Here is a 22442-nt window from a genome sequence, read left to right as displayed (position 1 = left end):
TTCCTTAAAGCCAGCTGGCCACGAGAGCGGCGAATGGCAGGACCGGGATCAACGCGTCGATACGGTCGAGTACGCCGCCATGGCCAGGCAGCAGGTTGCTGCTGTCCTTGATGCCGGCGCGGCGTTTCAATTGGGATTCGAACAGGTCGCCGACGATGCTGGCGGCGACGATCAGCAGCAGCACCAGCAAGGCCACCGGCCAGCCGCGGCGCAACTGCAGCTGCACGGCGAAGGTGTCTTGCAAGACCGGCAGCGATGGCGCGGCAACGATGGTGATGGCGGCGATGACCAGCACGGCGATGCCGCCGCCGATGGCGCCCTCCCAGGATTTTCCTGGGGAAATGCTTGGCGCCAGCTTGCGCTTGCCGAAAGCCTTGCCCGAGAAATAGGCGCCGATGTCGGCGATCCACACGAGAGCCATGACGGACAGCAGGTACAAAGGGCTATGCAGGAACAAGGCGATGATGGCGACGAAGCAGCCGACGATGGTCACCGGGTACACCAGGCTGAGCAAGGTATTGCCCAGGCCTTCGGTGGGCGGCAAGCCCGTCGCCAGCGAAGGCACGAAGCGGATCAGCCAGATGGCCACGCACAGGGCGAACCAGAAATTGAGCTGCGCCATGCCGTTACCAACAAAAAACGTATACGCGAAGGCGGCAGTCCAGACGGCGGCGATCAGCAGCGCCTGGCGATTTTTGAAGATGAAGCTTTCCCAGACGGCGGCGCCAAAGAACGCCGTGGCGATCACGGCGAAGGCGGGGAAATAATTCAGATACAGAACCGGCAGCAAGACCGCCAACAAGACCAGGGCGGTGATTATCCGTGTTTTCAGCATCAGTTTGTCTTTTCAGTTAATTGCGCGCTGGTACGGCCAAAGCGCCGTTCGCGCTGCTGGTAAGACGCGATTGCCGCGTCGAGGCACTCGTCATCGAAGTCGGGCCAGAAAGTCTCGGTGAAAAACAACTCAGTGTACGCCAGTTGCCACAGGAGGAAATTGGAAATGCGCTGCTCGCCGCCCGTGCGGATGAACAGGTCAGGCTCGGGTGCGTAGGCCATGGCCAGGTGCGGCGCCAGTTGCTCTTCCGTGTAGGCGTGGCCGGCGGGCTGGCCGCTGGCTGCCGCCTCGGCCGTCATTTTGTTGACTGCCTGCATGATATCCCAGCGGCCGCCGTAATTGGCGCAGATGGACACCGTCAGGCGCGTGTTGTTGGCCGTCTTGCGCTCCGCATTGGCGATCAGGGTTTGCAGCTCCCCATTGAAGCGCGACAGGTCGCCCACCACCTTCAGGCGGATGTCGCTGGCATGCATCTTGACCACTTCGCGTTCCAGCATGGTAACGAACAGGCGCATCAGCATCGACACCTCTTCTTCCGGGCGGCGCCAGTTTTCCGAACTGAAGGCAAACAGGGTCAGATATTCGACACCGCGGTTGAGGCAACTCTCGACGATGCCGCGCACGGCGTCGGCGCCCTTGACGTGGCCAGCCACGCGGGGCAGGAAGCGCTTGGTTGCCCAGCGGCCATTGCCATCCATAATGATTGCTACATGGCGCGGCACCGTGCCAACCTCAGGTACTGCCGTTGTCGAACTCGAATAGATCATGAAAACACGAATACCAAAAATAAAAGATAGCTATTATGCGCCAAATAGCACTGCCCGGAAAAGCCATGCTTTCCCGGGCAGCGTCAAAAGGACTGAAAACTAGACCGTCAGCACTTCTTTTTCTTTGTCGACAACCATCTTGTCGATGTCGGCAATAAACTTGTCGGTCAGTTTCTGCACTTCTTCCGACGAGCGGCGCTCATCGTCCTCGGAGCAGGCTTTTTCCTTGACCAGCTTTTTCAGCGACTCGTTCGCATCGCGACGAATGTTACGCACGGCAATCTTCGCATCTTCCGCTTCGCTCTTGACCAGCTTGACCATTTCCTTGCGGCGCTCTTCCGTCAGCGGCGGCGTCGGGACGCGGATCAGGTCGCCCTGTGCCGATGGATTCAAGCCCAGGTCGGCGTCGCGGATGGCTTTTTCGATGGTGTTGGCCATCTTCTTCTCGTACGGCTGCACGCCGATGGTGCGCGCGTCGATCAGGGTCACGTTGGCGACCTGGGTCAGCGCCGTCGGCGAACCATAGTAGTCGACCATCACGTGGTCCAGGATACCCGTATGGGCACGGCCGGTACGCACTTTGGCCAGGTCGGCCCGCAGGTTTCCAGCGACTTCGTCATGCGTTCCTGGGTGTTCTTTTTAACGTCAGCTAAGGACATTACCTACTCCTTGTCTTGATAATAATGAATATTCTATTGCGCTTGCGGCTTTAATGGTACCGCAGCCGGGAGTGCCGAAAACCGTTCAGGGCAAGGCGCAGCGCCGAATGTACGGCGAGGCGCTGCAACGCAGCCATGGACGGCTTCCCGGTGCTCCTTATTTCTATACGTGAACCAGCGTGCCTTCGTCTTCGCCCATGATGACGCGCATCAGCGCGCCTGGCTTGGTGATCGAAAACACCTTGATTGGCAGTTTCTGGTCGCGGCACAGGGCGAATGCGGTGGCATCCATCACTTGCAGGTGCTTGGCGATGGCGTCGTCGAACGTAATCGTGTGGAACAGGGTGGCGTTCGGATCCTTCTTCGGATCGGCCGTGTAGACGCCGTCGACCTTGGTGGCCTTCAGGACGATCTCGGCGCTGATCTCGGAACCGCGCAGGGCGGCTGCCGTGTCGGTGGTGAAGAACGGATTGCCGGTGCCGGCGGCGAAGACCACTACTTTACCTTCTTCCAGGTATTGCAGGGCTTTCGGGCGGACGTACGGCTCGACGACTTGCTCGATGCCGATGGCCGACATGACGCGCGCGGTGATGCCCACGTGGCGCATGGCATCGGCCAGGGCCAGTGCGTTCATCACCGTGGCCAGCATGCCCATGTAGTCGGCGGTGGCACGGTCCATGCCTTGCGCGCCGGGCGCGACGCCGCGGAAGATATTGCCGCCGCCAATCACGATTGCCAGTTCCACACCCAACTTCGCCACCTCGGCCACATCGGCCACCATGCGCTCGATCGTGGCGCGGTTGATGCCGTAGGGATCATCACCCATCAGGGCTTCGCCGGACAACTTGAGGAGGACGCGCTTGTAGGCTGGTTTTGACATGAGCTGGGGCTCCATAAATGAGGTTATTCGAGTATGACATGGCGCAGCGCCTTGCAGCGCCGGATAGGCGCGCGGGACTGCCCATGCCGCCGCCCGGCACGGCAGGTGCGGGCGGGCCAAAAAAACGGGCCTCTCGGCCCGCTTTACTTACGCTCCCTGGGAGGCAGCCATCTGTGCTGCGACTTCTGCTGCGAAGTCGTCTTGCTTCTTCTCGATGCCCTCGCCCACTACGTACATGGCGAAACCTTTGACGCTGGTGTTAGCCGCCTTCAGCATTTGCTCAACCGACAGCTTGTCGTTTTTCACGAAAGCCTGGTTCAGCAGCGATACTTCTTTCAGGAACTTCTGTACGGAACCTTCCAGGCGCTTGGCCAGGATTTCCGGCGATTGCGCTGGCTTGCCTTCGGCGGCCGCTTTGGCTGCGTCTTCTTCGGCTTTCAGTTGTGCAACCGAACGCTCTTTTTCGATCAGTTCCGCAGGAACTTCGTTCGACGACAGCGATACTGGCTTCATGGCAGCGATGTGCATGGCCACGTCCTTGCCTACTTGCTCATCGGCACCGTCGAATTCGACGATCACGCCAATGCGCGAACCGTGCAGGTACGAAGCCAGCTTGGCGCTGGTTTCGAAACGCTGGAAGCGGCGGATGGTCATGTTTTCGCCGATTTTGCCGATCAGGGCAGCGCGCACTTCGTCCAGGGTCTTGCCGTCGAGTGGCAGGGCCAGCAGGGCAGCCACGTCAGCCGGGTTGTGTTCTGCTACCAGGCGGGCAGCGTTGTTGGCCAGTGCCAGGAAATCGTCGTTTTTCGCAACGAAGTCGGTTTCCGAGTTCACTTCGACCAGGGCGCCTACGCCGTTGGCGATGTAGGTTGCCACGACGCCTTCAGCGGTGATGCGCGCCGATGCTTTCGATGCCTTGCCGCCCAGTTTGACGCGCAGGATCTCTTCCGCACGCGCCATGTCGCCTTCGGCTTCGGTCAGTGCTTTTTTGCATTCCATCATTGGTGCGTCGGTTTTGCCGCGCAATTCGCCTACCATCGCTGCTGTAATCGCTGCCATGTGTTTCTCCTGATTCGGTGAGTCGATAGTCGCGGCCGGGCATGCATGCCTCGCCAGCGGTCACTATCGTTTTTTTGTTAAAAAAAAGGGGGAGCTGCTGCCACCCCTTTTCCCTTACTGCTGTGCTTACAAACGGCTATCCTTCGATAGCCTGGCCATTAAGCCTGTTCGTTTACTTCGACGAATTCGTCGCCAGCGGCTGCTTTAACCATTTCAACAACTTCGTTACCGGCAGCTGCACGGCCTTCGATGATTGCGTCAGCAACACCGCGAGCGTACAACATGATGGCTTTCGAGGAGTCATCGTTACCTGGGATCACGAAGTTCACGCCTTCTGGGGAGTGGTTGGTATCGACAACGCCGATGACCGGGATACCCAGCTTAGCTGCTTCGGTGATCGCGCCTTTGTGGTAGCCGACGTCGACGACGAAGATTGCGTCAGGAATGCCGCCCATGTCCTTGATGCCGCCGATCGATTTTTGCAGCTTGATCATTTCGCGGGAGAACATCAGCGCTTCTTTTTTCGACAGCTTCTCGATCGAACCGTCTTCGATCATCGCTTCCATGTCCTTCAGGCGCTTGATCGAGGTTTTGATCGTTTTGAAGTTGGTCAGCATACCGCCCAACCAACGTTGATCAACGAAAGGCACGCCAGCGCGTTGTGCTTCAGCAGCGATGATTTCGCGAGCTTGACGCTTGGTGCCAACCATCAGGATGGTGCCACGGTTTGCAGCCAGTTGACGCACGTGCTTCATTGCGTCCTGGTACATCGCCATGGTTTTTTCCAGGTTGATGATGTGGATCTTGTTGCGATGGCCGAAGATGAACGGTGCCATTTTTGGGTTCCAAAAACGGGTTTGGTGACCAAAGTGGACACCGGCTTCCAGCATTTCGCGCATTGTTACGGACATTATTAACTCCAGGGTTGGGTCTGGAATCCGATCAGTCACCATACAGGCACCCTTGTCGACCGGATTCGCGTGTTTATATAAATTAAAGACACTATTTACTGCATTGCTCAAAAGAGAATTCAAGCAACCCGGGATTCTACACTGAAATGACCGCCGCATCAAGTCCGCACTGCAAAACGCCGGCCCTGTGGAAACACTCAACGCACCACCTTGGTGCAAGACGTGGCGCCACCGCCGATAGAGCGCCGTTTCCCCCACAAATCCCCGCCTCAGCCATAGGAAGGAGGCGGCGGATTCAGGGCGCCTCGTTTATAATTTCGACATATTTGCAGACTTTTCCTCATACGCTGAGATTCGTCTGTGCTTTTCACCCGAACATCTTGCAGATTGCGAATTACACCATGTCCACCATCCGTATCAATACCCCCGCCGACATCGAAGGCATGCGCGTTGCCGGCAAACTCGGCGCCGAAGTGCTCGACTACATCACGCCCTTCGTCAAGGTCGGCGTCACCACGGGCGAACTCGATCGCCTGTGCCACGAATACATGGTCAACGTGCAGGGCACCATCCCTGCCCCGCTGAACTACTGTCCGCCCGGCTACACGCCCTACCCGAAAGCCATCTGCACCTCCGTCAACGACGTCATCTGCCACGGCATTCCTGGCGACAAGGTCTTGAAAAGCGGCGATTCCGTCAATCTCGACATCACCGTCATCAAGGATGGCTACCACGGCGACAACAGCCGCATGTTCCTCGTCGGCACGCCCACCATCCTGGCCAAGCGCCTGTCGGAAATCACCTATGAATGCATGTGGCTGGGAATCGACCAGATCAAGCCGGGCGCCCACCTGGGCGATATCGGTCACGCCATCCAGCAACATGCAGAAAAGGCCGGCTACAGCGTGGTGCGCGAATTCTGCGGCCATGGCATCGGCAAAGTCTTCCACGAAGAACCGCAAGTGTTGCATTACGGCAAGCCAGGCACCCTGGAACGCCTGGAAGCGGGCATGATTTTCACCGTGGAACCGATGATCAACTCGGGCCGCCGCGAAATCCGCGAAATGAACGATGGCTGGACCATCAAAACCAAGGACCGCAGCCTGTCGGCGCAATGGGAACACACGGTGCTGGTGACGGAAACGGGCTATGAAGTGCTGACCGTCTCGCCCGGCATGCCGCCGCCGCCCGCCTTGATCCTGAACAAAGCCTGATTCTTCCATCCCACGCACCGCCACCCAGGGCTCAGATGAAAAAGCAAGTTCGGGAACAGCTGAAACAGCAACTGAAAGCCGACCGCCAGGTCGTCATTGCGGCCTTCCAGGCCGACGGCAAGCCTGAAAAACTGCTGCGCAGCCTGCGCCACAGCGTCGACGGGGTGCTGGCGCGCGCCTGGCAGGAAGCGGGCTTGCCGCCAGGCACTTCCCTGGTGGGCGTGGGCGGCTATGGCCGCGGCGAACTGTTTCCGTATTCCGACGTCGACCTGCTGATCCTGCTGCAACAGGCGCCGGACGCGGCCGCGCAGGAAAAACTGGAAGAACTGGTGCAGCTGCTGTGGGATCTGGGCCTGGAAATCGGCCACAGCATCCGCACCGTCGACGAGTGCCTGGTCGAATCGAAGGCCGACATCACCGTGCAAACGAGCTTGCTCGAAGCGCGCCTTGTGTGCGGCAATGCGGACCTGTTCGCGCAATTGCAGCAGCGCTACGATGCGGCGATGGATCCGCAGGCATTTTTCCAGGCAAAAACGGCGGAAATGCGCCAGCGCCATGCCAAATATGAAGACACGGCCTTCAGCCTAGAACCGAATTGCAAGGAAAGCCCGGGCGGCCTGCGCGACCTGCAGGTGATTTTGTGGGTGGCCAAGGCGGCCGGCCTGGCCAATTCCTGGCGCACGCTGGCAACTGGCGGCCTGATCACCCTGACGGAAGCGCGCCAGCTGATGGAAAAGGAACGCGCCTTCAAGGATATCCGCGTGCGCCTGCACCTGCATGCTGGGCGGCGCGAAGACCGCCTCGTGTTCGACGTGCAGACGGCCATCGCCGAATCGCTGGGCTTGCAGGCGACGGGCAGCGGACCGCACATGCGCCGCGCCAGCGAATTCCTCATGCAGCGCTATTACTGGGCCGCCAAGACCGTGACCCAGCTCAACACGATTCTGCTGCAAAACATCGAGGCGCGGCTGTTTCCGCAGGACGACGTGGCCGTGCCCATCAACGAACGCTTCAATGAAGTCAACAGCCTGATCGACATCAGCGCCGACGATACGTTCGAGCAATATCCTTCGGCCATGCTGGAAATCTTCGTGCTGATGACGGAGCGCCCGGCCCTGAAAGGCATGACCTCGCGCGCCACGCGGGCCCTGTGGCACGCGCGCTTCAAGATCGACGCCGCCTTCCGCCAGGACCCCGTCAACCGCGCCCTGTTCCTGCGCATCATGCAAGCCCCGGTCGGCATCATCCATGCGCTGCGGCGCATGAACGAGATGAGCATCCTGGGGCGCTACCTGCCGAATTTCCGCCGCATCGTGGGCCAGATGCAGCACGACCTGTTCCACGTGTACACGGTCGACCAGCACACATTTTGATGGTGGTGCGCAACATGCGCCGCTTCACCATGAGCGAACATGCGCACGAATACCCGTTCTGCAGCCAGCTGATGGCCGATTTCTCGCAATCGTGGCTGCTGTACGTGGCGGCCCTGTTCCACGACATCGCCAAGGGCCGCGGCGGCGACCACTCGAAGCTGGGCGTGGCCGACGCCACCCAGTTCTGCCAGGACCACGGCCTGTCGTTTGATGACACGGAACTGGTGGCTTTCTTGGTGGAAAATCACCTGACCATGTCACAAGTTGCACAAAAGCAAGATCTGTCCGACCCGGACGTCATCGCCGCCTTTGCGAAAGTGGTCAAGGACGAGCGCCACCTGACGGGCCTGTATCTGCTGACGGTGGCCGACATCCGCGGCACCAGCCCGAAAGTGTGGAATGCCTGGAAGGGCAAGCTGCTGGAAGACCTGTACAAGATCACCCTGCGCGTGCTGGGCGGCGAGCCGCACACGGCTGACCGCGAACTGAAGAACCGCCAGCAGGAAGCGCTGGCCACCCTGCGCCTGTACGGCTTGCCGCCCGATGCGCATGTAAAGCTGTGGCAGCAGCTGGACGTGGCGTATTTCCTGCGCCACGACGCCTCGGACATCGCCTGGCAGACGCGCTCGCTGTATGACAAGCTCGACAGCAAGTTGCCGGTGGTAAAATGCCGGCTGGCGCCCATCGGCGAAGGCTTGCAGGTGGCCGTGTACATTCCCGACCAGCCGGACCTGTTCGCGCGCATCTGCAGCTATTTCGACCGCAAGAATTTCAGCATCCTCGACGCGAAGATCCACACGACGAAAAATGGCTATGCGCTCGACACCTTCCTCGTCACCGAGCAAAACTTCGCCAAGAGCTACCGCGACATCATCAGCCTGATCGAGCATGAGCTGGGCGAATTGCTGCAGTCGCAGACGCCGCTGCCGCCGCCGGGCAAGGGACGGCTGTCGCGCCTGTCGCGCACCTTCCCCTTCCAGCCGACGGTGGACCTGCGGCCGATGAAAAAGGCCAGTACTACCTGCTGTCGGTGGCCGCCAACGACCGCACGGGCCTGCTGTACGCGATCGCCAACGTGCTGACCAAGTATCGCATCAACTTGCACACGGCCAAGATCATGACCCTGGGCGAGCGGGTCGAAGACGTTTTCCTCGTCGACGGTCCCGCGCTCAACAATGCCCGCAACCAGATATTGCTGGAAACCGATTTACTCGATGCGCTGAAAGTGTAAGCTTTCCGCGCAGCGCCTACCCTTACTGAAACTGAAACAACATGACCGAAGAATTATTACGCTTGTCCAAACGCATGTCCGAACTGGGGCTGTGCTCCCGCCGCGAAGCCGATGAATGGATCGCGCGCGGCTGGGTCCGCGTGGATGGCAAGGTGGTGTCCGAGCTGGGCAGCAAGGTCTTCCCGAGCCAGCGCGTCACCGTGGAACGCCAGGCGGCAGCCGAGCAGTCGAAGCGCGTCACCGTGCTGATCAACAAACCCGTCGGCTATGTCAGCGGCCAGGCCGAAGACGGCTACACGCCCGCCGTGGCCCTGATCAAGGCAGAAAACCGCTGGGCGGAAGACCGCAGCCCGGAACAGTTCCACCCGACCCAGCTGCGCAGCCTGGTGGCGGCCGGCCGCCTGGACATCGATTCCGTCGGCTTGCTGGTCCTGACGCAGGATGGGCGCGTGGCCAAGCAGTTGATCGGCCACGATACCGATATCGACAAGGAATACCTGGTACGCGTGAGCTACACCAAGGGCGGCACCCTGCCCGACAGCGAGCTGAAAAAACTCAACCATGGCCTGTGGCTGGACGGCAAGCCGCTGCTGCCGGCCAAGGTGCGCTGGCAAAATGAAGACCAGCTGAGCTTTACCTTGCGCGAAGGCAAGAAACGCCAGATCCGCCGCATGTGCGAAGCCGTCGGCCTGAAAGTACTGGGACTGAAACGCGTGCGCATCGGCAAGGTCAAGCTGGGCGATTTGCCGACCGGACAATGGCGCTACCTGAGCGCGGACGAGCAGTTTTAAGCTTGCCGGGATCTATATCCAGAAGGCAACAAGAATAGTGCAACAAAGGCAATTATTGTGATTTGGTTAGCAAATATTGCCCTGAACCTATACACTATTCCCCATTAGAAATTACAAGAGATACGCCGTCGTGAACGATCCCATTCCTAATCCCCTGCGCAAAGGCGCCCCCAGTCTGGCTGACGTGGCCGAGCCGATGGAGCCAGGCACCAAGCCGCACCATATGAGCGATCCGTGGGATATCGGCGAAACCCTGTGCAGCCTGGCAGATAACGGCGACGCCATTTCCATCTACCCGACGGGCGGCGAAGACGTCATCATGGCGCGCGTCCTGTCCGTCGACGACGACTTGCCGCAATTCGTGCTGGAACTCAACGAAGGCGCGACCCTGCCCGAAGGCGGCGCCACGTTTGTGTCGTGGGTGCAAAGCGCCAAACTGCAATTTACCATCAATGGCGAATGGGAGGCGTATCCCGAGCGGCCAAACGTCTACCTGACCAACTTCCCCAGCCATTGCCTGGTGCTGGAGCGGCGCGAATCGGCGCGCCTGGAAACGCCGCTGGGCGTGTACTACCTGGCCGCCTTCGTGCTCGAGGGCCGTCCGTATGAATTGCAGCTGTATGATTTCTCCGCCGGCGGCATCGGCATGCGCGCCCACCCGCGCGACACGGTGGGCCTGTACGTGGGGCGCAAGCTGTCGCGCGTGCGCCTGGAACTGGGGCCGGACAAGGTCATGATCGCCGACCTGGAAATCCGCCTGTCGCGCACCTTCCGCTCCTTCCTGCTGGGCGAGCAGGTGCAGATCGGCTGCCGCTTCCTGAACCTGACGGAGGCCATGCAGGATGAACTGAAAACCTTGCTCGACAACCTGGGCAGCAGCCGCAAGGTGCGCTAGGATTGCTTCAGGCATAAAAAATGGCCGCCCAGCTGATGCTGCGCGGCCATTTTTTGTTTGACAGCCAAAGTCACGAGGCGCCTGAAAAACGTTCAGGGCAAGGCAACGCCGCCATGGACGTTTTCTCAGGAGCCGATCAATCGTCGTCGTTCGGATCCAGGTCGGGGAACATGACTTCCGTATAGCCGAATTGCGTAAAATCAACGATACGCATCGGATACAAAATACCGTGCAGGTGGTCCACTTCATGCTGCACCACGCGGGCATGGAAGCCGTCGCAGTCGCGGCTGATGGGCTGGCCGAACTGGTCGACGCCTTCGTAATGCAGCTCGCTCCAGCGCGGCACGCTGCCGCGCAGGCCGGGCACGGACAGGCAACCCTCGAAGCCCTCTTCCTTGCGTTCCGACAAAGGTGTCAGCAACGGGTTGATCAGCACGGTTTCCGGCACTTGCGGCGCGTCGGGATAGCGCAGATTCTGCTTGAAGCCGTAGATCACCAGCTGCAGGTTGACGCCGATCTGCGGCGCCGCCAGGCCGGCGCCATTGGCCGCATGCATGGTGTCGAACATGTCGGCGATCAAGGCGTGCAACTCGGGCGTATCGAATTCACGCACGGGCTCGGCCATCCGCAGCAAACGCGGATCGCCCATCTTCAGAATCTCGCGTACGGTCATTTTGCTTCCAGTGTCGATTGCAATTCTTGCAAGTAAGTACGGAAGGCCGCGCCTGTTTCCGGATGTTTCATGCCCATCGCCGTCGTTGCCTTCAGATAACCGAGCTTGGAGCCGCAGTCATAGCGCTGCCCCTGATAGCGGTATGCCAGCACGCGCTCTTCGCGCATCAGGGCGGCTATCCCGTCCGTCAACTGGATTTCGCCGCCGGCGCCCGTGCCCAGGTTTTCCAGGTGACCGAAGATGCGGCTGGTCAGCACATAACGGCCCACCACGGCCAGGGTCGATGGCGCCTCTTCCGGCGCAGGCTTTTCCACGATGGCCGAGACCACTTCCAGGTCGGGCTGATAATTCTTTGCCGACACAATACCGTACTGCCTGGTTTCCGCGCGCGGCACATCCTGTACCGCCAGCAGCGAGCAATTTTCATACTGGAAGACATCGGTCATCTGCGCCAGCACGGGGCGCACGCCCTCTTCCACATCCATGAAATCGTCGGCCAGCAAGACGGCAAACGGCTCGTCGCCGATCACGGGACGGGCGCACAGCACGGCATGTCCCAGACCCAGCGGCGCCGACTGGCGGATGTAAATGCAATTGATGTGCTTGGGAATGACGTTTTGCACCATTTCCAGCAATTGGCGCTTGCCGGCCGCTTCCAGCTCCGATTCCAGTTCATAGGCCGTATCAAAATGGTCTTCGATAGCGCGCTTGTTGCGGCCCGTGATGAAGATCATTTCCGTGATGCCTGCCGCCACGGCTTCTTCCACCGCGTACTGGATCAGGGGCTTGTCGACGATGGGCAACATTTCCTTCGGTTGCGCCTTGGTCGCAGGCAAGAAACGGCTGCCCAGGCCGGCGACGGGAAAGACTGCTTTTCTGATTTTTTTCATGGGTCTTCTGTAAGATATTGAATAATTAGTCTTGCGCGAGCAAGGCCAGCAAACCGGCCTCGTCAAGTATGGCCACACCCAGTTCCTGCGCCTTGGCCAGCTTGCTGCCAGCGTCAGAACCCGCCACGACATATCCTGTCTTCTTCGACACGGAACCGCTGACCTTGCCACCGGCCGCCTCGATCAACTCAGCGGCCTCGTCGCGGCTCATATTGGGCAAGGTGCCTGTCAGGACGAAGGTCTTGCCGTCCAGCTTGCCGCCAGCGGCTGACATTTCAGGCAATTGTGACAGTAATTCACTGCGCAGGGCGTCCAGTTGACCAAGCAGCTTGACATGGTCTTCATCGGCCAGCCATTGCGCCAGCGCTTCGGCCACGGTGGCGGGCAAGCCCGCGTGGAAGCTGGCGCCCTGCGCCGCCAGGCTGGCCAGGGTCACGCCCCGCTCCACCAGCTGCTTGCTGCGCGGCTCCGTCAGCTTCGGAATGCCGAGCGCGGCGAGCAGCTTGGTTTGCTCCAATTGCGCGCGCAGCTTGGCGCTGGGCGCGTGTTCGCCCTGCGGCGCGACGCCGGCGTCCAGCAATGCCTGCAGCGCCTGCTGGTTCTTTTCTTCGGCAAAGAAGCCGGCAATCGACTCGGCCACGGTGCCGCCGATATCGGGCAGCACGCGCAGCAAGGCCGCCGGCGCCCGCCGCACGTAGTGCAAACTGCCCAGCCATTCGGCCAGGGTCTTGGCCGTCGATTCGCCCACGTGGCGGATGCCCAGCGCAAACAGGAAGCGCTCAAGCGGCGGACGCTTGCTCGCTTCAATGCCGGCCAGCAGGTTTTCCGCCCACTTGGTGGGAATCTTGCCTTGTTGCACTGTTTCCGGCGTGGAACCATCGCGCTCGTCGGCGCGCAGCTTCATTTCCAGCAATTTGTCCAGGGTCAGGCTGTACAGGTCGGCCAGGCCATGCACGTATTCGAGTTCGACCAGGGTATCGATGTAACGTTCCCCAAGTCCCTCGATATCCATCATGCGGCGGCCCGCGAAATGGCGGAACGCTTCCTTGCGCTGCGCCGAGCAGAACAGGCCGCCCGAGCAGCGGGCAATCGCCTCGCCCTCTTCGCGCACCACGTGCGAGCCGCAGACGGGGCAAGTTTCCCGCATCTTGAACGGCGGCGGCGCCGGTTCCGGGCGCTTCTCCAGCACCACGCTCAGCACTTCCGGGATCACGTCGCCGGCGCGGCGCACGACGACGGTGTCACCCACGCGCACGTCCTTGCGCAGCACTTCATCTTCATTGTGCAAGGTGGCGTTGGTCACCGTCACGCCGCCCACGGACACGGGCGCCAGGCGCGCCACGGGCGTCATGGCGCCCGTGCGGCCCACCTGGATATCGATGCCCAGCACCTGCGTCAGCGCTTCTTCTGCCGGAAACTTGTGCGCCAGCGCAAAACGGGGCGCGCGCGACACAAAGCCCAGCTGCTGCTGGTCTTCCGTCGCGTTCACCTTGTAGACGACGCCGTCGATTTCATACGCAAGGCAAGGCCGGGCGGCGCGCGCCGATGTCGGCATAGTAGGCCAGCAAGCCTTGCGCGCCCTGCACCACACGGCGCTCCTTGGACACGGGGATGCCCAGGGTCTCATACCAGTCCAGCAAGGCCGAATGCGACACCGGCATGGCGGCACCATCGAGGGCGCCGATGCCATACGCATAGAAGCGCAGCTTGCGCTGGGCCGTGATGCGCGAATCGAGCTGGCGCAGGCTGCCGGCCGCCGCATTGCGGGGATTGGCGAATTCTTTCTGGCCCGCTTCGCGCTGGCGTTCGTTCAGGCGGGCAAAATCGGCCTTGAACATCATCACTTCGCCGCGCACGTCGAGCACGGCCGGTATCTTGCCGCCATGCAGGCGCAATGGGATGCCGGAAATGGTGCGGATATTCGCCGTCACATCTTCGCCCGTGGCGCCGTCGCCGCGCGTAGCCGCCTGCACGAACAGGCCGTGTTCATAGCGCAGGTTGATGGCCAGGCCGTCGAATTTCACTTCGGCAGCATAGTCGACTTCTGCACCGTCCAGTTCCAGGCCGTCGCGCACGCGGCGGTCGAAATTGACGATATCGTCGTCGGTGAAACCATTGTTCAGCGACAACATCGGCACCGTGTGCGTGACTTGCTCGAACTGCGGCAGCGGTGCCGCGCCCACGCGCAAGGTGGGCGAATCGGGTGCGCGCAGTTCGGGATGGGCCGCTTCCAGCGCCTGCAGTTCGACGAACAGCTTGTCGTACTCGGCGTCGGGAATGGTGGGATTGTCAAGCACGTGGTAGGCGTGCAGATGCCGGTTCAGTTCGGCAGTAAGTGCCAGGACGCGCGCTTGCGCATCCTGGTTGATCGGATCGGTCATTGTTGCGGGATTCTTCAGCTAAATAAACGCAGGGCGCGGGTGGAACCGGCCGGGATGTCGGCCGCGTCCATTTCCTGGTAAAACTCTTGCACCTGGCCGGCGATCTCGGCCAATGCCGCATCGGACAGGGCCTGGTTGTAATAATCGTCGACGATGGTGGCGTCGAGGCGGCCCACCAGCGCCTTGGCGCAGGCGACCATGGCGCCGAAGCCGTCGCGCACCGGCGCCACGCAAGGCACGTCCAGCAGCAGGGTCAGGCGGGGCGTCGTTTCCTCGGCCAGGGTGACGTTCGTCGACAGCGAGAACAGATGGCCGCCGTCGCCGTCCGGCATGACGAAACGGCCGTCCGGACGCACGTCGAAACCTTGTTTCTCCAGTGCAACGAGCAAGGTGGAAATGGCCCACGGCGCGCCATTCGTGTGCAGGTTCACGCCCAGCTGGGCGTCGTGGCCGGCAACGAAGCGGTGCAAGGTGCGCGCTTCGGCCATCACTTCCATCATGTCGGGCACTTCCGGCTCGGCGCCGATCTCGTCGGCGACGCCGCGCAGCCGAGTGACCAGTTCCGAGTATTCGAGTTCATTCAGGGCCGTGCTGCGGCTGGCCAGCTGCACGCCGCCCTGCATCTTCGTGTAGACACCGCCATGCGTGATCGGTTCCCAGTCGCCATTCACGTGCAAACCGATGAAATGGACGGGTTTGTTGCCCACCAGACGCAAGGTTTGCAGCACGGGCAGGATCTTGTCGCCGCGCACGGGCGCTTCCAGCGACAGGGGCAGCAGGCAATCGATCAGCGGGTCGACCAGGCTGGTCGCCTGTTCGCTGGCCGCGCTCACTTCCTGCACGGGGGCGGCGGGCGCAGCGGCGGCAGGAGCCGGTTCGGCAGCGGTATCGCCCAATGACGGTTCCGCATGCACGGGCGCGTCCGGCACAACGGCGGCCGGCGGTGCGCCGAACGACGGTTCCGCCTTGGCGGCAGGCGCGGCGTCGAAGCGCGGTTCCTGGCGCAAGACAGGTTCCTGGGCTTCCACCGCAGGAGCGTCGCCCTCGCGCATCAGCACGTCATCGTGGTCGGTGGAAAAAGCCCGTTCCACGCTTTTCTTGGCCTTGTATTCCTGCCATTTGTTGTACGAGAAAACGCCGACGATAAAGACGCCGCCGGCGCCGAACAAGGTAATTTGAAGGTCTGTCATGCTGCTTGTGCCTCGGTTGCAAAATTTGCGGCGGACTCCATGTCCACCGCCACGATGCGCGATACGCCCTGCTCCTGCATCGTCACACCGATCAATTGATGGGCCATTTCCATCGCAATCTTGTTATGCGAAATGAAAAGGAATTGGGTCTGGTCGGACATGCGCTTGACCATGCGGCAAAAGCGTTCCGTGTTCGAATCGTCCAGCGGCGCATCGACTTCGTCGAGCAGGCAGAACGGCGCCGGATTCAGGCGGAACATGGAAAACACCAATGCGGTCGCGGTCAGCGCCTTCTCTCCACCGGACAACAGGTGGATGGTGGCATTTTTCTTGCCGGGAGGCTGCGCCATGACTTGTACACCGGAATCGAGAATCTCGTCGCCCGTCATGGTCAGCCTGGCCTGGCCCCCGCCAAACAAAATAGGGAACAGCTCGGAAAAGTGGTGGTTGACCTTGTCGAACGTGTCTTGCAGCAAGTCGCGCGTTTCCTTGTCGATCTTGTGGATCGCGTCTTCCAGCGTATTGATCGCTTCCGTCAGGTCGGCATTCTGGGCGTCGAGGAAATTCTTGCGCTCGGATGCCTGCGCCAGTTCGTCCAGCGCGGCCAGGTTGACGGCGCCCAGCGACGTGATGGCGTTGGTCAGGCGCGTGACCTCGCCCTGCAGATACGAAGGACGCATGTCCGGATGCAATTTTTCCGTCAAGGCGGCCTCGTCGGCGCCCGATTCCAGCAATTGCTGGGCGAATTGCTCCTGATTCAGGCGCGCGGCCTGCTCCTTGAGCTGCATTTCCATGATCTTGTCGCGCTGCGGCTGCAAGCTGCGTTCCGATTGCGTGCGCGCATCTTCGGACAGGCGCAGCTGCTGCGTGATCTGGTCCAGTTCATGGCGCGCGTCGGCCAGCGCCCGCTCCTGCGTGGTGCGGCGCTCGAGCAGATCCTGCAAGCCGTCGGCGGCCGCGCCGCTTTCCAGGTTGGCCAGTTCCAGTTCGCCCGCCTGCAGGCTTTCCGTCACTTGCTGGGCCTGCGTACTGGCCGTGGCGATATTGCGGCGCAATTCCTCGATCTTCGCGCGGTGGGCTTTTTCCGCGTATTCCGTATCCTTGGCGGCGCGTTCCAGGTCGCGCAAGGCTTCGCGCGCTTCGGCCAGGCGCTGCTCTTTCTGCAAGAAGTCGGTATGGCCGTCTTCGTGCGCTTCCTGCAAGTTGCCCAGTTCCATGTCCAGCTGTTCGAATTTCTCTTCCGATTCCAGCTTGGTCTGCATCTGTTCGGCTTCTTGCGCGGCAATTTCGCCAGGTCGGCGCCGATCTGCGTGCTGCGCTGGTTGAAACGCGCTTCCACTTCCGACAATTTGACCACGTCCAGTTGCAGAGTATGCACGGAAGACGTCAGCTGCTGTATGCGCAAACGCAAGTCGGACAGGTTGCGCGTGAGCGTCGCCACGGCGGCGTCGGCCCGCACGGAACGGGCGCGCGCCTCTTCGGCCAGCAATTGCTGGGCGCGCAGCTGCTTGCCGATATTGTCGATTTCCTGCTGGCGGCCCAGCATGCCTTCCTGCTCCGAATCGGCCGCATAGAAGCGCACGCTGGTGGCCGTGACCACGTGGCCCGCGCGCGTGACGAAATAGCCGCCCGGCGGCAACTTGCCGCGCTCGGCCAGCGCTTCGGCCGCGTCTTCCACGGCGTAGGCGTTGTACAGCCAATCCTGCAGCAAGCCGCGCAAGCCCGGATCGTTGAGTTTCAACAAGTTCAAAAACGGTTTCAGGCCTGGCACGTCCGGCACGGGCAACGGCGCCACCGTCGATGGTGCGTACAAGGCCAGCTTGGCCGGCGGCGCGTCCGCAAAGAATGCCTTGGCCCAGTCGATATTCGACAGTTGCAGGGCCGACGTGCGCTCGCGCAAGATCGATTCCATGGCCGCTTCCCAGCCCGCCTCGATCTGCAGCTTTTGCCACAGACGGGGCAAAGTGTCGAGCTCGTGCTTTTTCAGCCACGGCTGGACCTTGCCCTGCGTCTGCACCCGTTCCTGCAGTTGTTTCAAAGCGGAAAGACGCGCTTCCAGCTGGGCGTTGGCGGCCGTTTCGGCATTCACCTGCGCCTGCGCCTCGGCCCGCTCTTGCTCCAGCTTGGGCTGCTGCTCCAGCGCTTCTTCCAGGTAGAAACCCTGCTCTTCCAGGGTTTGCTGCTTTTCTTCCAATTGGAGCTTCAGGTTTTCCAGATGGCTGCTGTCAGGCAAGCTGAGGCTGTTCTTTTCCTGCTGCAAGCGCTCGCGGCGCGTCAACAGGCTGGCCAGGATGTTGGAGGCGTTGCGCTGGTGCGCCGATTCCAGTTCCAGCTGCTGCTGCGCCTGCATGATCCGGGCGCGCGATTCCGTGCTCTTGTTTTGCGCGGCGCGCCAGGCGGCGTCCAGCTCGGGCAATTGCTCGCCCTTCTGCTCCGCCATCATTTGCGATTGCTCGACCTTGGCAGCCAGCTCTTCGAGGTGGAATTCCGCCTCTTCGATCTGTTCCTGATATTCGCCGCCCTGGCTGTTCCACTGGTCGCGCTGGGCCGTCAGGGTGGCCAGCTGGGCCTGCAGGCGGGCGCGCGATTCGATGACGAACTTGATCTGCGCTTCCAGGCTGCCGATTTCCGCATTCGTCTGGTACAGATGGCCTTGCGCCGTATGCAAACGGTCGCCCACGGCAAAGTGCGCCTGGCGCATCTGCTCCAGGGTCAGTTCCACGTTGCGCAGCTTGGCCGTCTGCTCTTCCAGGTCCGTCTGCGCCTGTTCCACTTCGCGGAAATAGCGCGTCTGCTCGTTTTGCGCCTCGTTCTTGCGCAGCAGCCACAACAGTTTCTGCTTTTCTTCCTGGTCCGCCTGCAAGGCGTGAAAACGCGTGGCGACAGCGGCCTGCGCTTCCAGCTTTTCCAGGTTGGCATTGAGTTCGCGCAAGATGTCTTCCACGCGCAGCAGCAAATTCTCGCGCGTATCCTGCAAGCGGTTTTCCGTCTCGCGGCGGCGTTCCTTGTATTTGGAGACACCGGCCGCTTCTTCCAGGAACACGCGCAATTCCTCAGGGCGCGATTCGATGATGCGCGAAATCATGCCCTGGCCGATGATGGCGTAGGCGCGCGGGCCGAGGCCCGTGCCGAGGAAGATATCCTGGATGTCGCGCCGGCGCACGGGCTGGCCATTGATGTAATAGGTGGACGTGCCGTCGCGCGTCAGGGTGCGCTTGACGGCGATCTCGGCGTACTGGCCCCACTGGCCCGAGGCCTTGCCATCGTTGTTATCGAACACCAGCTCGACCGAGGCGCGCCCGGCGGGCTTGCGGTGCGTGGAGCCGTTGAAAATGACGTCCTGCATCGATTCGCCGCGCAACTCCGACGCTTTCGATTCGCCCAGCACCCAGCGCACGGCGTCGATGATGTTCGACTTGCCGCAGCCATTCGGCCCGACCACGCCCACGAGCTGGCCTGTGGCACCTGGAAATTGGTGGGATCGACGAAAGACTTAAATCCCGACAACTTGATGGAAGAGAGACGCACGTGTTTTAGAGTTCCTGGCCTATGCTGGCGGTTATATTATGGGTGAACCCGGTTCATATTCAGTTCAGATGCACCATCGCGACGGCTGTCTGGCCATTCACCGCAAAAAAAGTGGTTCATCATACCATTTCCTGATGCTTTTCTGGCCAAAAAACCGTAGCGCCAGGCGCCAGCCTGCCCCGCATCACGGGGCTGGGCGGCCATCCTGCGCCAGTTTCCAGTCTTCGCGGGAAAAAACGCGCTCATGGCCGGACAGTACCAGGGCCAGTTTTTGCAGCCACTGCTCGGTCGGCATCGGTTCCGCCTTGAAGCTCAGCACCACCATCAGCACCAGGCTGGCCAGCGCCAGCGCATGGCTGACGGCGATATTCACGGCGCCACGGGCGCTCCACATGAAACCCAGCGCCAACGCCAGGCCCAGCACGCAGCCGCTGGCGGCTTCCGACACGCTGTGCGCATGCACGACCACGCGCGAAATGGCCACCAGCACGGCAAAAGCCACGCCGACGAGCACGGCGGCATGGCGCCAGCGCGGCTCGGCCCGCTGCAGCAGCACATACATCAGCACGGGAAACACGGCGCCGGCGCGCATGGCGTGGCCGCTGAAACCCGTGAAATCGAGCGCGCTGCTGCCCACTCCCCAGCTCATGAAAGCCAGCTTCGACAGCACCACGAGGGCCAGCCCGCCGCCGTACCACAAGCTCCAGCTGAGCACCAGGCGCCATTGACGCGAGACGAGCAGCCACAGGGCAATCGCCACGCCAGCCGGCCCCATCACCGACATATCGGCCGCAAAAGAAATCCCATTCCACCAAGTCATCGTGCCTGCACTTATTTCATGATCAGCGTGCACTATGCCACGACTAGCCCTGCTTGCGCCCCGGTTTTCATCAACTGCAGGCAAGAATTACATCCCATTACAATTTTCACCTCGAAAATTGCCATATGAAAATGTTTTCGCGGCAGCCGCATGGGCGAAGGGTCAGATATTCGTCAGGCGCTTGCCCTTGGGTGGCGAAAAGTCGCGGATCGATTCGACCATGCCCACTTCCAGCGCCTGGTCGGCCGTCAGGTGCAGGTCGGAATACGCGTGCACCTGCCACTGCTCTTCCGTCAGCTTGACGTGGCCGCGCAGGATGCGCTCGGTGCGCATGTCGTCGGCGCGCAAGCCTTCGACGATGATGCTCAGCGCATCGGGGCGGGAACCGGGCGAGGCCGTCGCATGCGACTTGTGCACCATGAAGCGGGCCGTGTCGCTGGCGTGGCGGTGCCGCCCCGCCAGGAACAGGGTCACGGCAATGGACGCCACGGCGCCCGCATTGTAGGTAATGATGTCGAGCGGCAACTTGCTGAGGAAGTTGTACAGACAGATGCCGTCGCTGACATAGCCGCCGTTCGACTGGATCAAAATGTGCGCGGTGGTGAGCTTGTCTTCCGTGATGTCGGACACGGCGTTGAAGACGCGCCGCACCATGTCGCTGTTGACGTCGCCCGAGAGGGTAAAGTAACCGTGCTGCTCGGTGTTGTTTTGTGTCTCGTGTTGTGTCCCGCTTTGTGTCGTATTCATGGCAGCCACCCGCAAGAAAGCCAGAACTTCATCATAGTCCATTCGCGCGCGGCAGGGCGCCCTTTTGCGCCAGGCCAGGCCCTCTGCCAGCCCCGCAAACCGGGGCTTTTGCTGCAATTTGGCAACGTCTTTACAGATTGACAGAAACACCCTGCTGGCATATATTCCTCCCACTTGATCGGGAGAGGGCAATCCAGCGTTGCCGCCGAAGGGGCACTACCCAAAAACTCTCAGGCAAAAGGACCGATCAGGCGGACTGAAGCTGTTGCTTTGGCGACACGTTTTAGCTCAACTCTGGAGAGCGGCCGCGGCTATTGCCGGCGGCCCACCGAAGGGGCGCACGGGGCAAGCCCCCGTAATCTCTCAGGTACAAAGGACAGGGGGGTCAGTGATCACGCTGGAAAGCCGTGTTTGGCTATTCTATGTTTTGTTAACTCCCCTTTTACCTTCGTCCCGAGGAATCCATGACGCTCAAAGCGACCCCACTCAACAACGCCCACCGTGCCCTCGGCGCCCGCATGGTCGATTTCGGCGGCTGGGACATGCCCGTCAACTACGGCTCGCAAATCGAAGAACACAATGCCGTGCGCGGCGACGCCGGCATGTTCGACGTGTCGCATATGTGTGTGGTCGATATCGAAGGCCCGAACGTGCGCGCCTTCCTGCGCGGCTTGCTGGCCAATAACGTCGACAAGCTGCAAGTGTCGGGCAAGGCGCTGTACTCGTGCATGTTGAATGCCGAAGGTACCGTCATCGATGACCTGATCGTCTACTTCTTCAACGAAAACTGGTTCCGCCTCGTCGTCAACGCAGGCACGGCTGAAAAAGACGTGGCCTGGATGCAGCAGCAAAACACCAACACCAACACCAACAGCGGCCTGACGATTACCGAGCGCCGCAATGCCAACAATCCGATGGCCCTGGTGGCCGTGCAAGGCCCGAACGCGCGCGCCAAGGTGTGGCAAGTGCTGCCGGAAACGCAAGCCGCTTCCGAAGCCATCAAGCCGTTCAACGTCGTCATCGTCAAGGACACGGCCTTCGGCGAAGTCATGCTGGCGCGTACCGGCTACACGGGCGAAGACGGCTTTGAAATCGGCGTGGCCGCGACCCAGGTGGAAGCGCTGTGGAACGCCCTGGCTGCCGCCGGCGTCAAGCCGGCCGGCCTCGGCGCGCGCGACACCCTGCGCCTGGAAGCGGGCATGAATCTGTACGGCCAGGACATGGACGAAACCGTCAACCCGCTGGACGCGGGCCTGGCGTGGACCATCGACCTCGTCAGCGAACGCGATTTCATCGGCAAGGCCGCCCTGCTGGCGAAAGGCCAGAACGCGCAATTCGTCGGCCTGATCCTGCGCGAAAAAGGCGGCGTGCTGCGCGCCCATCAAAAAGTCATCATCGCCGGCAGCGACGCCACGGGCGAAATCACCAGCGGCACCTTCAGCCCCACCATGCAGGAAGCGATTGCCCTGGCGCGCGTGCCGAACGGCGTCGCCGTGGGCGACACCGTGCACGTGGAAATCCGCGGCAAGCAGCTGGCCGCTTCCGTCGTCAAGCTGCCTTTCGTGCGTAACGGTAAAATCCTGGCTGCGTAAGGTTTT

Annotated in this window: 14 protein-coding genes, 4 pseudogenes and 2 riboswitches; of the genes and pseudogenes, 5 read left to right on the top strand and 13 right to left on the bottom strand. The window is 61.2% G+C overall.

Annotated elements, in window-relative coordinates; genetic code table 11:
• Window positions 1-4: 4 nt before the first annotated feature.
• The 6 genes and pseudogenes from ACQVLG_RS20845 to rpsB form a co-directional block, all read right to left on the bottom strand.
• The gene (locus ACQVLG_RS20845) at window positions 5-835 is read right to left on the bottom strand and encodes a phosphatidate cytidylyltransferase (protein WP_474290844.1); all 831 of its coding nucleotides are present in this window, start codon (window positions 833-835) and stop codon (window positions 5-7) included.
• Window positions 835-1602: a polyprenyl diphosphate synthase gene (gene uppS / locus ACQVLG_RS20840; RefSeq protein WP_474290843.1), complete on the bottom strand. Its 768-nt coding sequence runs from the start codon at window positions 1600-1602 to the stop codon at window positions 835-837. Before uppS ends, ACQVLG_RS20845 begins: the two co-directional genes overlap by 1 nt.
• 99 nt (window positions 1603-1701) lie before the next feature.
• Window positions 1702-2261 (bottom strand): annotated as a pseudogene (gene frr / locus ACQVLG_RS20835) (ribosome recycling factor).
• A gap of 163 nt (window positions 2262-2424) precedes the next feature.
• Window positions 2425-3141 (bottom strand): UMP kinase, encoded by a 717-nt coding sequence (pyrH, locus tag ACQVLG_RS20830; RefSeq protein ID WP_034752258.1) that lies wholly within the window; start codon window positions 3139-3141, stop codon window positions 2425-2427.
• A gap of 147 nt (window positions 3142-3288) precedes the next feature.
• The gene (gene tsf / locus ACQVLG_RS20825; RefSeq protein ID WP_086137734.1) at window positions 3289-4200 is read right to left on the bottom strand and encodes a translation elongation factor Ts; all 912 of its coding nucleotides are present in this window, start codon (window positions 4198-4200) and stop codon (window positions 3289-3291) included.
• 158 nt (window positions 4201-4358) lie between these two features.
• Complete coding sequence (gene rpsB / locus ACQVLG_RS20820; RefSeq protein WP_152283262.1) at window positions 4359-5111, bottom strand: 30S ribosomal protein S2; 753 nt, start codon at window positions 5109-5111, stop codon at window positions 4359-4361.
• A gap of 401 nt (window positions 5112-5512) precedes the next feature.
• Between rpsB and map the strand changes: the two genes are divergently transcribed.
• The 4 genes and pseudogenes from map to ACQVLG_RS20800 all read left to right on the top strand — a co-directional run bounded on the left by map (window position 5513) and on the right by ACQVLG_RS20800 (window position 10615).
• Entirely contained in the window at window positions 5513-6325 is an 813-nt protein-coding gene (gene map / locus ACQVLG_RS20815; RefSeq protein ID WP_474290842.1) for a type I methionyl aminopeptidase, read from the top strand.
• 35 nt (window positions 6326-6360) lie between these two features.
• Window positions 6361-8929: pseudogene (locus ACQVLG_RS20810) on the top strand ([protein-PII] uridylyltransferase).
• 41 nt (window positions 8930-8970) lie between these two features.
• Complete coding sequence (locus ACQVLG_RS20805; protein WP_230541965.1) at window positions 8971-9720, top strand: pseudouridine synthase; 750 nt, start codon at window positions 8971-8973, stop codon at window positions 9718-9720.
• Between the two features lie 130 nt (window positions 9721-9850).
• On the top strand, window positions 9851-10615 hold the full coding sequence (locus tag ACQVLG_RS20800) for a flagellar brake protein (protein ID WP_230541964.1): 765 nt from the start codon (window positions 9851-9853) through the stop codon (window positions 10613-10615).
• Window positions 10616-10751: 136 nt separating this feature from the next.
• Here ACQVLG_RS20800 and def read toward each other — a convergent pair whose 3' ends face one another.
• The 7 genes and pseudogenes from def to ACQVLG_RS20765 form a co-directional block, all read right to left on the bottom strand.
• A complete protein-coding gene (gene def, locus ACQVLG_RS20795; protein WP_230541963.1) occupies window positions 10752-11288 on the bottom strand; it encodes a peptide deformylase in 537 nt (178 codons plus the stop codon).
• The gene (gene galU / locus ACQVLG_RS20790; RefSeq protein WP_230541962.1) at window positions 11285-12178 is read right to left on the bottom strand and encodes a UTP--glucose-1-phosphate uridylyltransferase GalU; all 894 of its coding nucleotides are present in this window, start codon (window positions 12176-12178) and stop codon (window positions 11285-11287) included. Before galU ends, def begins: the two co-directional genes overlap by 4 nt.
• 25 nt (window positions 12179-12203) lie before the next feature.
• Window positions 12204-14559 (bottom strand): annotated as a pseudogene (gene ligA / locus ACQVLG_RS20785) (NAD-dependent DNA ligase LigA).
• A 14-nt stretch (window positions 14560-14573) separates the two neighbouring features.
• Window positions 14574-15749 (bottom strand): cell division protein ZipA C-terminal FtsZ-binding domain-containing protein, encoded by a 1176-nt coding sequence (locus ACQVLG_RS20780; RefSeq protein ID WP_474290841.1) that lies wholly within the window; start codon window positions 15747-15749, stop codon window positions 14574-14576.
• Window positions 15746-19277 (bottom strand): annotated as a pseudogene (gene smc / locus ACQVLG_RS20775) (chromosome segregation protein SMC). Before smc ends, ACQVLG_RS20780 begins: the two are co-directional and overlap by 4 nt.
• A gap of 184 nt (window positions 19278-19461) precedes the next feature.
• On the bottom strand, window positions 19462-20097 hold the full coding sequence (locus ACQVLG_RS20770) for a phosphatase PAP2 family protein (RefSeq protein ID WP_474290840.1): 636 nt from the start codon (window positions 20095-20097) through the stop codon (window positions 19462-19464).
• Window positions 20098-20259: 162 nt separating this feature from the next.
• Entirely contained in the window at window positions 20260-20844 is a 585-nt protein-coding gene (locus ACQVLG_RS20765; RefSeq protein WP_230541957.1) for an ATP-dependent Clp protease proteolytic subunit, read from the bottom strand.
• Between the two features lie 169 nt (window positions 20845-21013).
• Window positions 21014-21100, top strand: a riboswitch (glycine riboswitch).
• Between the two features lie 28 nt (window positions 21101-21128).
• Window positions 21129-21234: riboswitch (glycine riboswitch) on the top strand.
• A gap of 74 nt (window positions 21235-21308) precedes the next feature.
• Between ACQVLG_RS20765 and gcvT the strand changes: the two genes are divergently transcribed.
• Window positions 21309-22436, top strand: coding sequence for a glycine cleavage system aminomethyltransferase GcvT (gcvT, locus tag ACQVLG_RS20760; RefSeq protein ID WP_474290839.1), 1128 nt, complete (start codon window positions 21309-21311; stop codon window positions 22434-22436).
• Window positions 22437-22442 lie beyond the last annotated feature (6 nt).

This window comes from Janthinobacterium sp. TPC_1, from assembly GCF_056037845.1.
This window is presented reverse-complemented; position numbering and strand designations above follow the sequence as displayed.

What these genes read in the sequence shown, in the direction of transcription:
- ACQVLG_RS20845 (WP_474290844.1), bottom strand. Translation starts at nt 835, where the DNA reads ATGCTGAAAACACGGATAATCACCGCCCTGGTCTTGTTGGCGGTCTTG.
- uppS (WP_474290843.1), bottom strand. Translation starts at nt 1,602, where the DNA reads ATGATCTATTCGAGTTCGACAACGGCAGTACCTGAGGTTGGCACGGTG.
- pyrH (WP_034752258.1), bottom strand. Translation starts at nt 3,141, where the DNA reads ATGTCAAAACCAGCCTACAAGCGCGTCCTCCTCAAGTTGTCCGGCGAA.
- tsf (WP_086137734.1), bottom strand. Translation starts at nt 4,200, where the DNA reads ATGGCAGCGATTACAGCAGCGATGGTAGGCGAATTGCGCGGCAAAACC.
- rpsB (WP_152283262.1), bottom strand. Translation starts at nt 5,111, where the DNA reads ATGTCCGTAACAATGCGCGAAATGCTGGAAGCCGGTGTCCACTTTGGT.
- map (WP_474290842.1), top strand. Translation starts at nt 5,513, where the DNA reads ATGTCCACCATCCGTATCAATACCCCCGCCGACATCGAAGGCATGCGC.
- ACQVLG_RS20805 (WP_230541965.1), top strand. Translation starts at nt 8,971, where the DNA reads ATGACCGAAGAATTATTACGCTTGTCCAAACGCATGTCCGAACTGGGG.
- def (WP_230541963.1), bottom strand. Translation starts at nt 11,288, where the DNA reads ATGACCGTACGCGAGATTCTGAAGATGGGCGATCCGCGTTTGCTGCGG.
- galU (WP_230541962.1), bottom strand. Translation starts at nt 12,178, where the DNA reads ATGAAAAAAATCAGAAAAGCAGTCTTTCCCGTCGCCGGCCTGGGCAGC.
- ACQVLG_RS20780 (WP_474290841.1), bottom strand. Translation starts at nt 15,749, where the DNA reads ATGACAGACCTTCAAATTACCTTGTTCGGCGCCGGCGGCGTCTTTATC.
- ACQVLG_RS20770 (WP_474290840.1), bottom strand. Translation starts at nt 20,097, where the DNA reads ATGACTTGGTGGAATGGGATTTCTTTTGCGGCCGATATGTCGGTGATG.
- ACQVLG_RS20765 (WP_230541957.1), bottom strand. Translation starts at nt 20,844, where the DNA reads ATGAATACGACACAAAGCGGGACACAACACGAGACACAAAACAACACC.
- gcvT (WP_474290839.1), top strand. Translation starts at nt 21,309, where the DNA reads ATGACGCTCAAAGCGACCCCACTCAACAACGCCCACCGTGCCCTCGGC.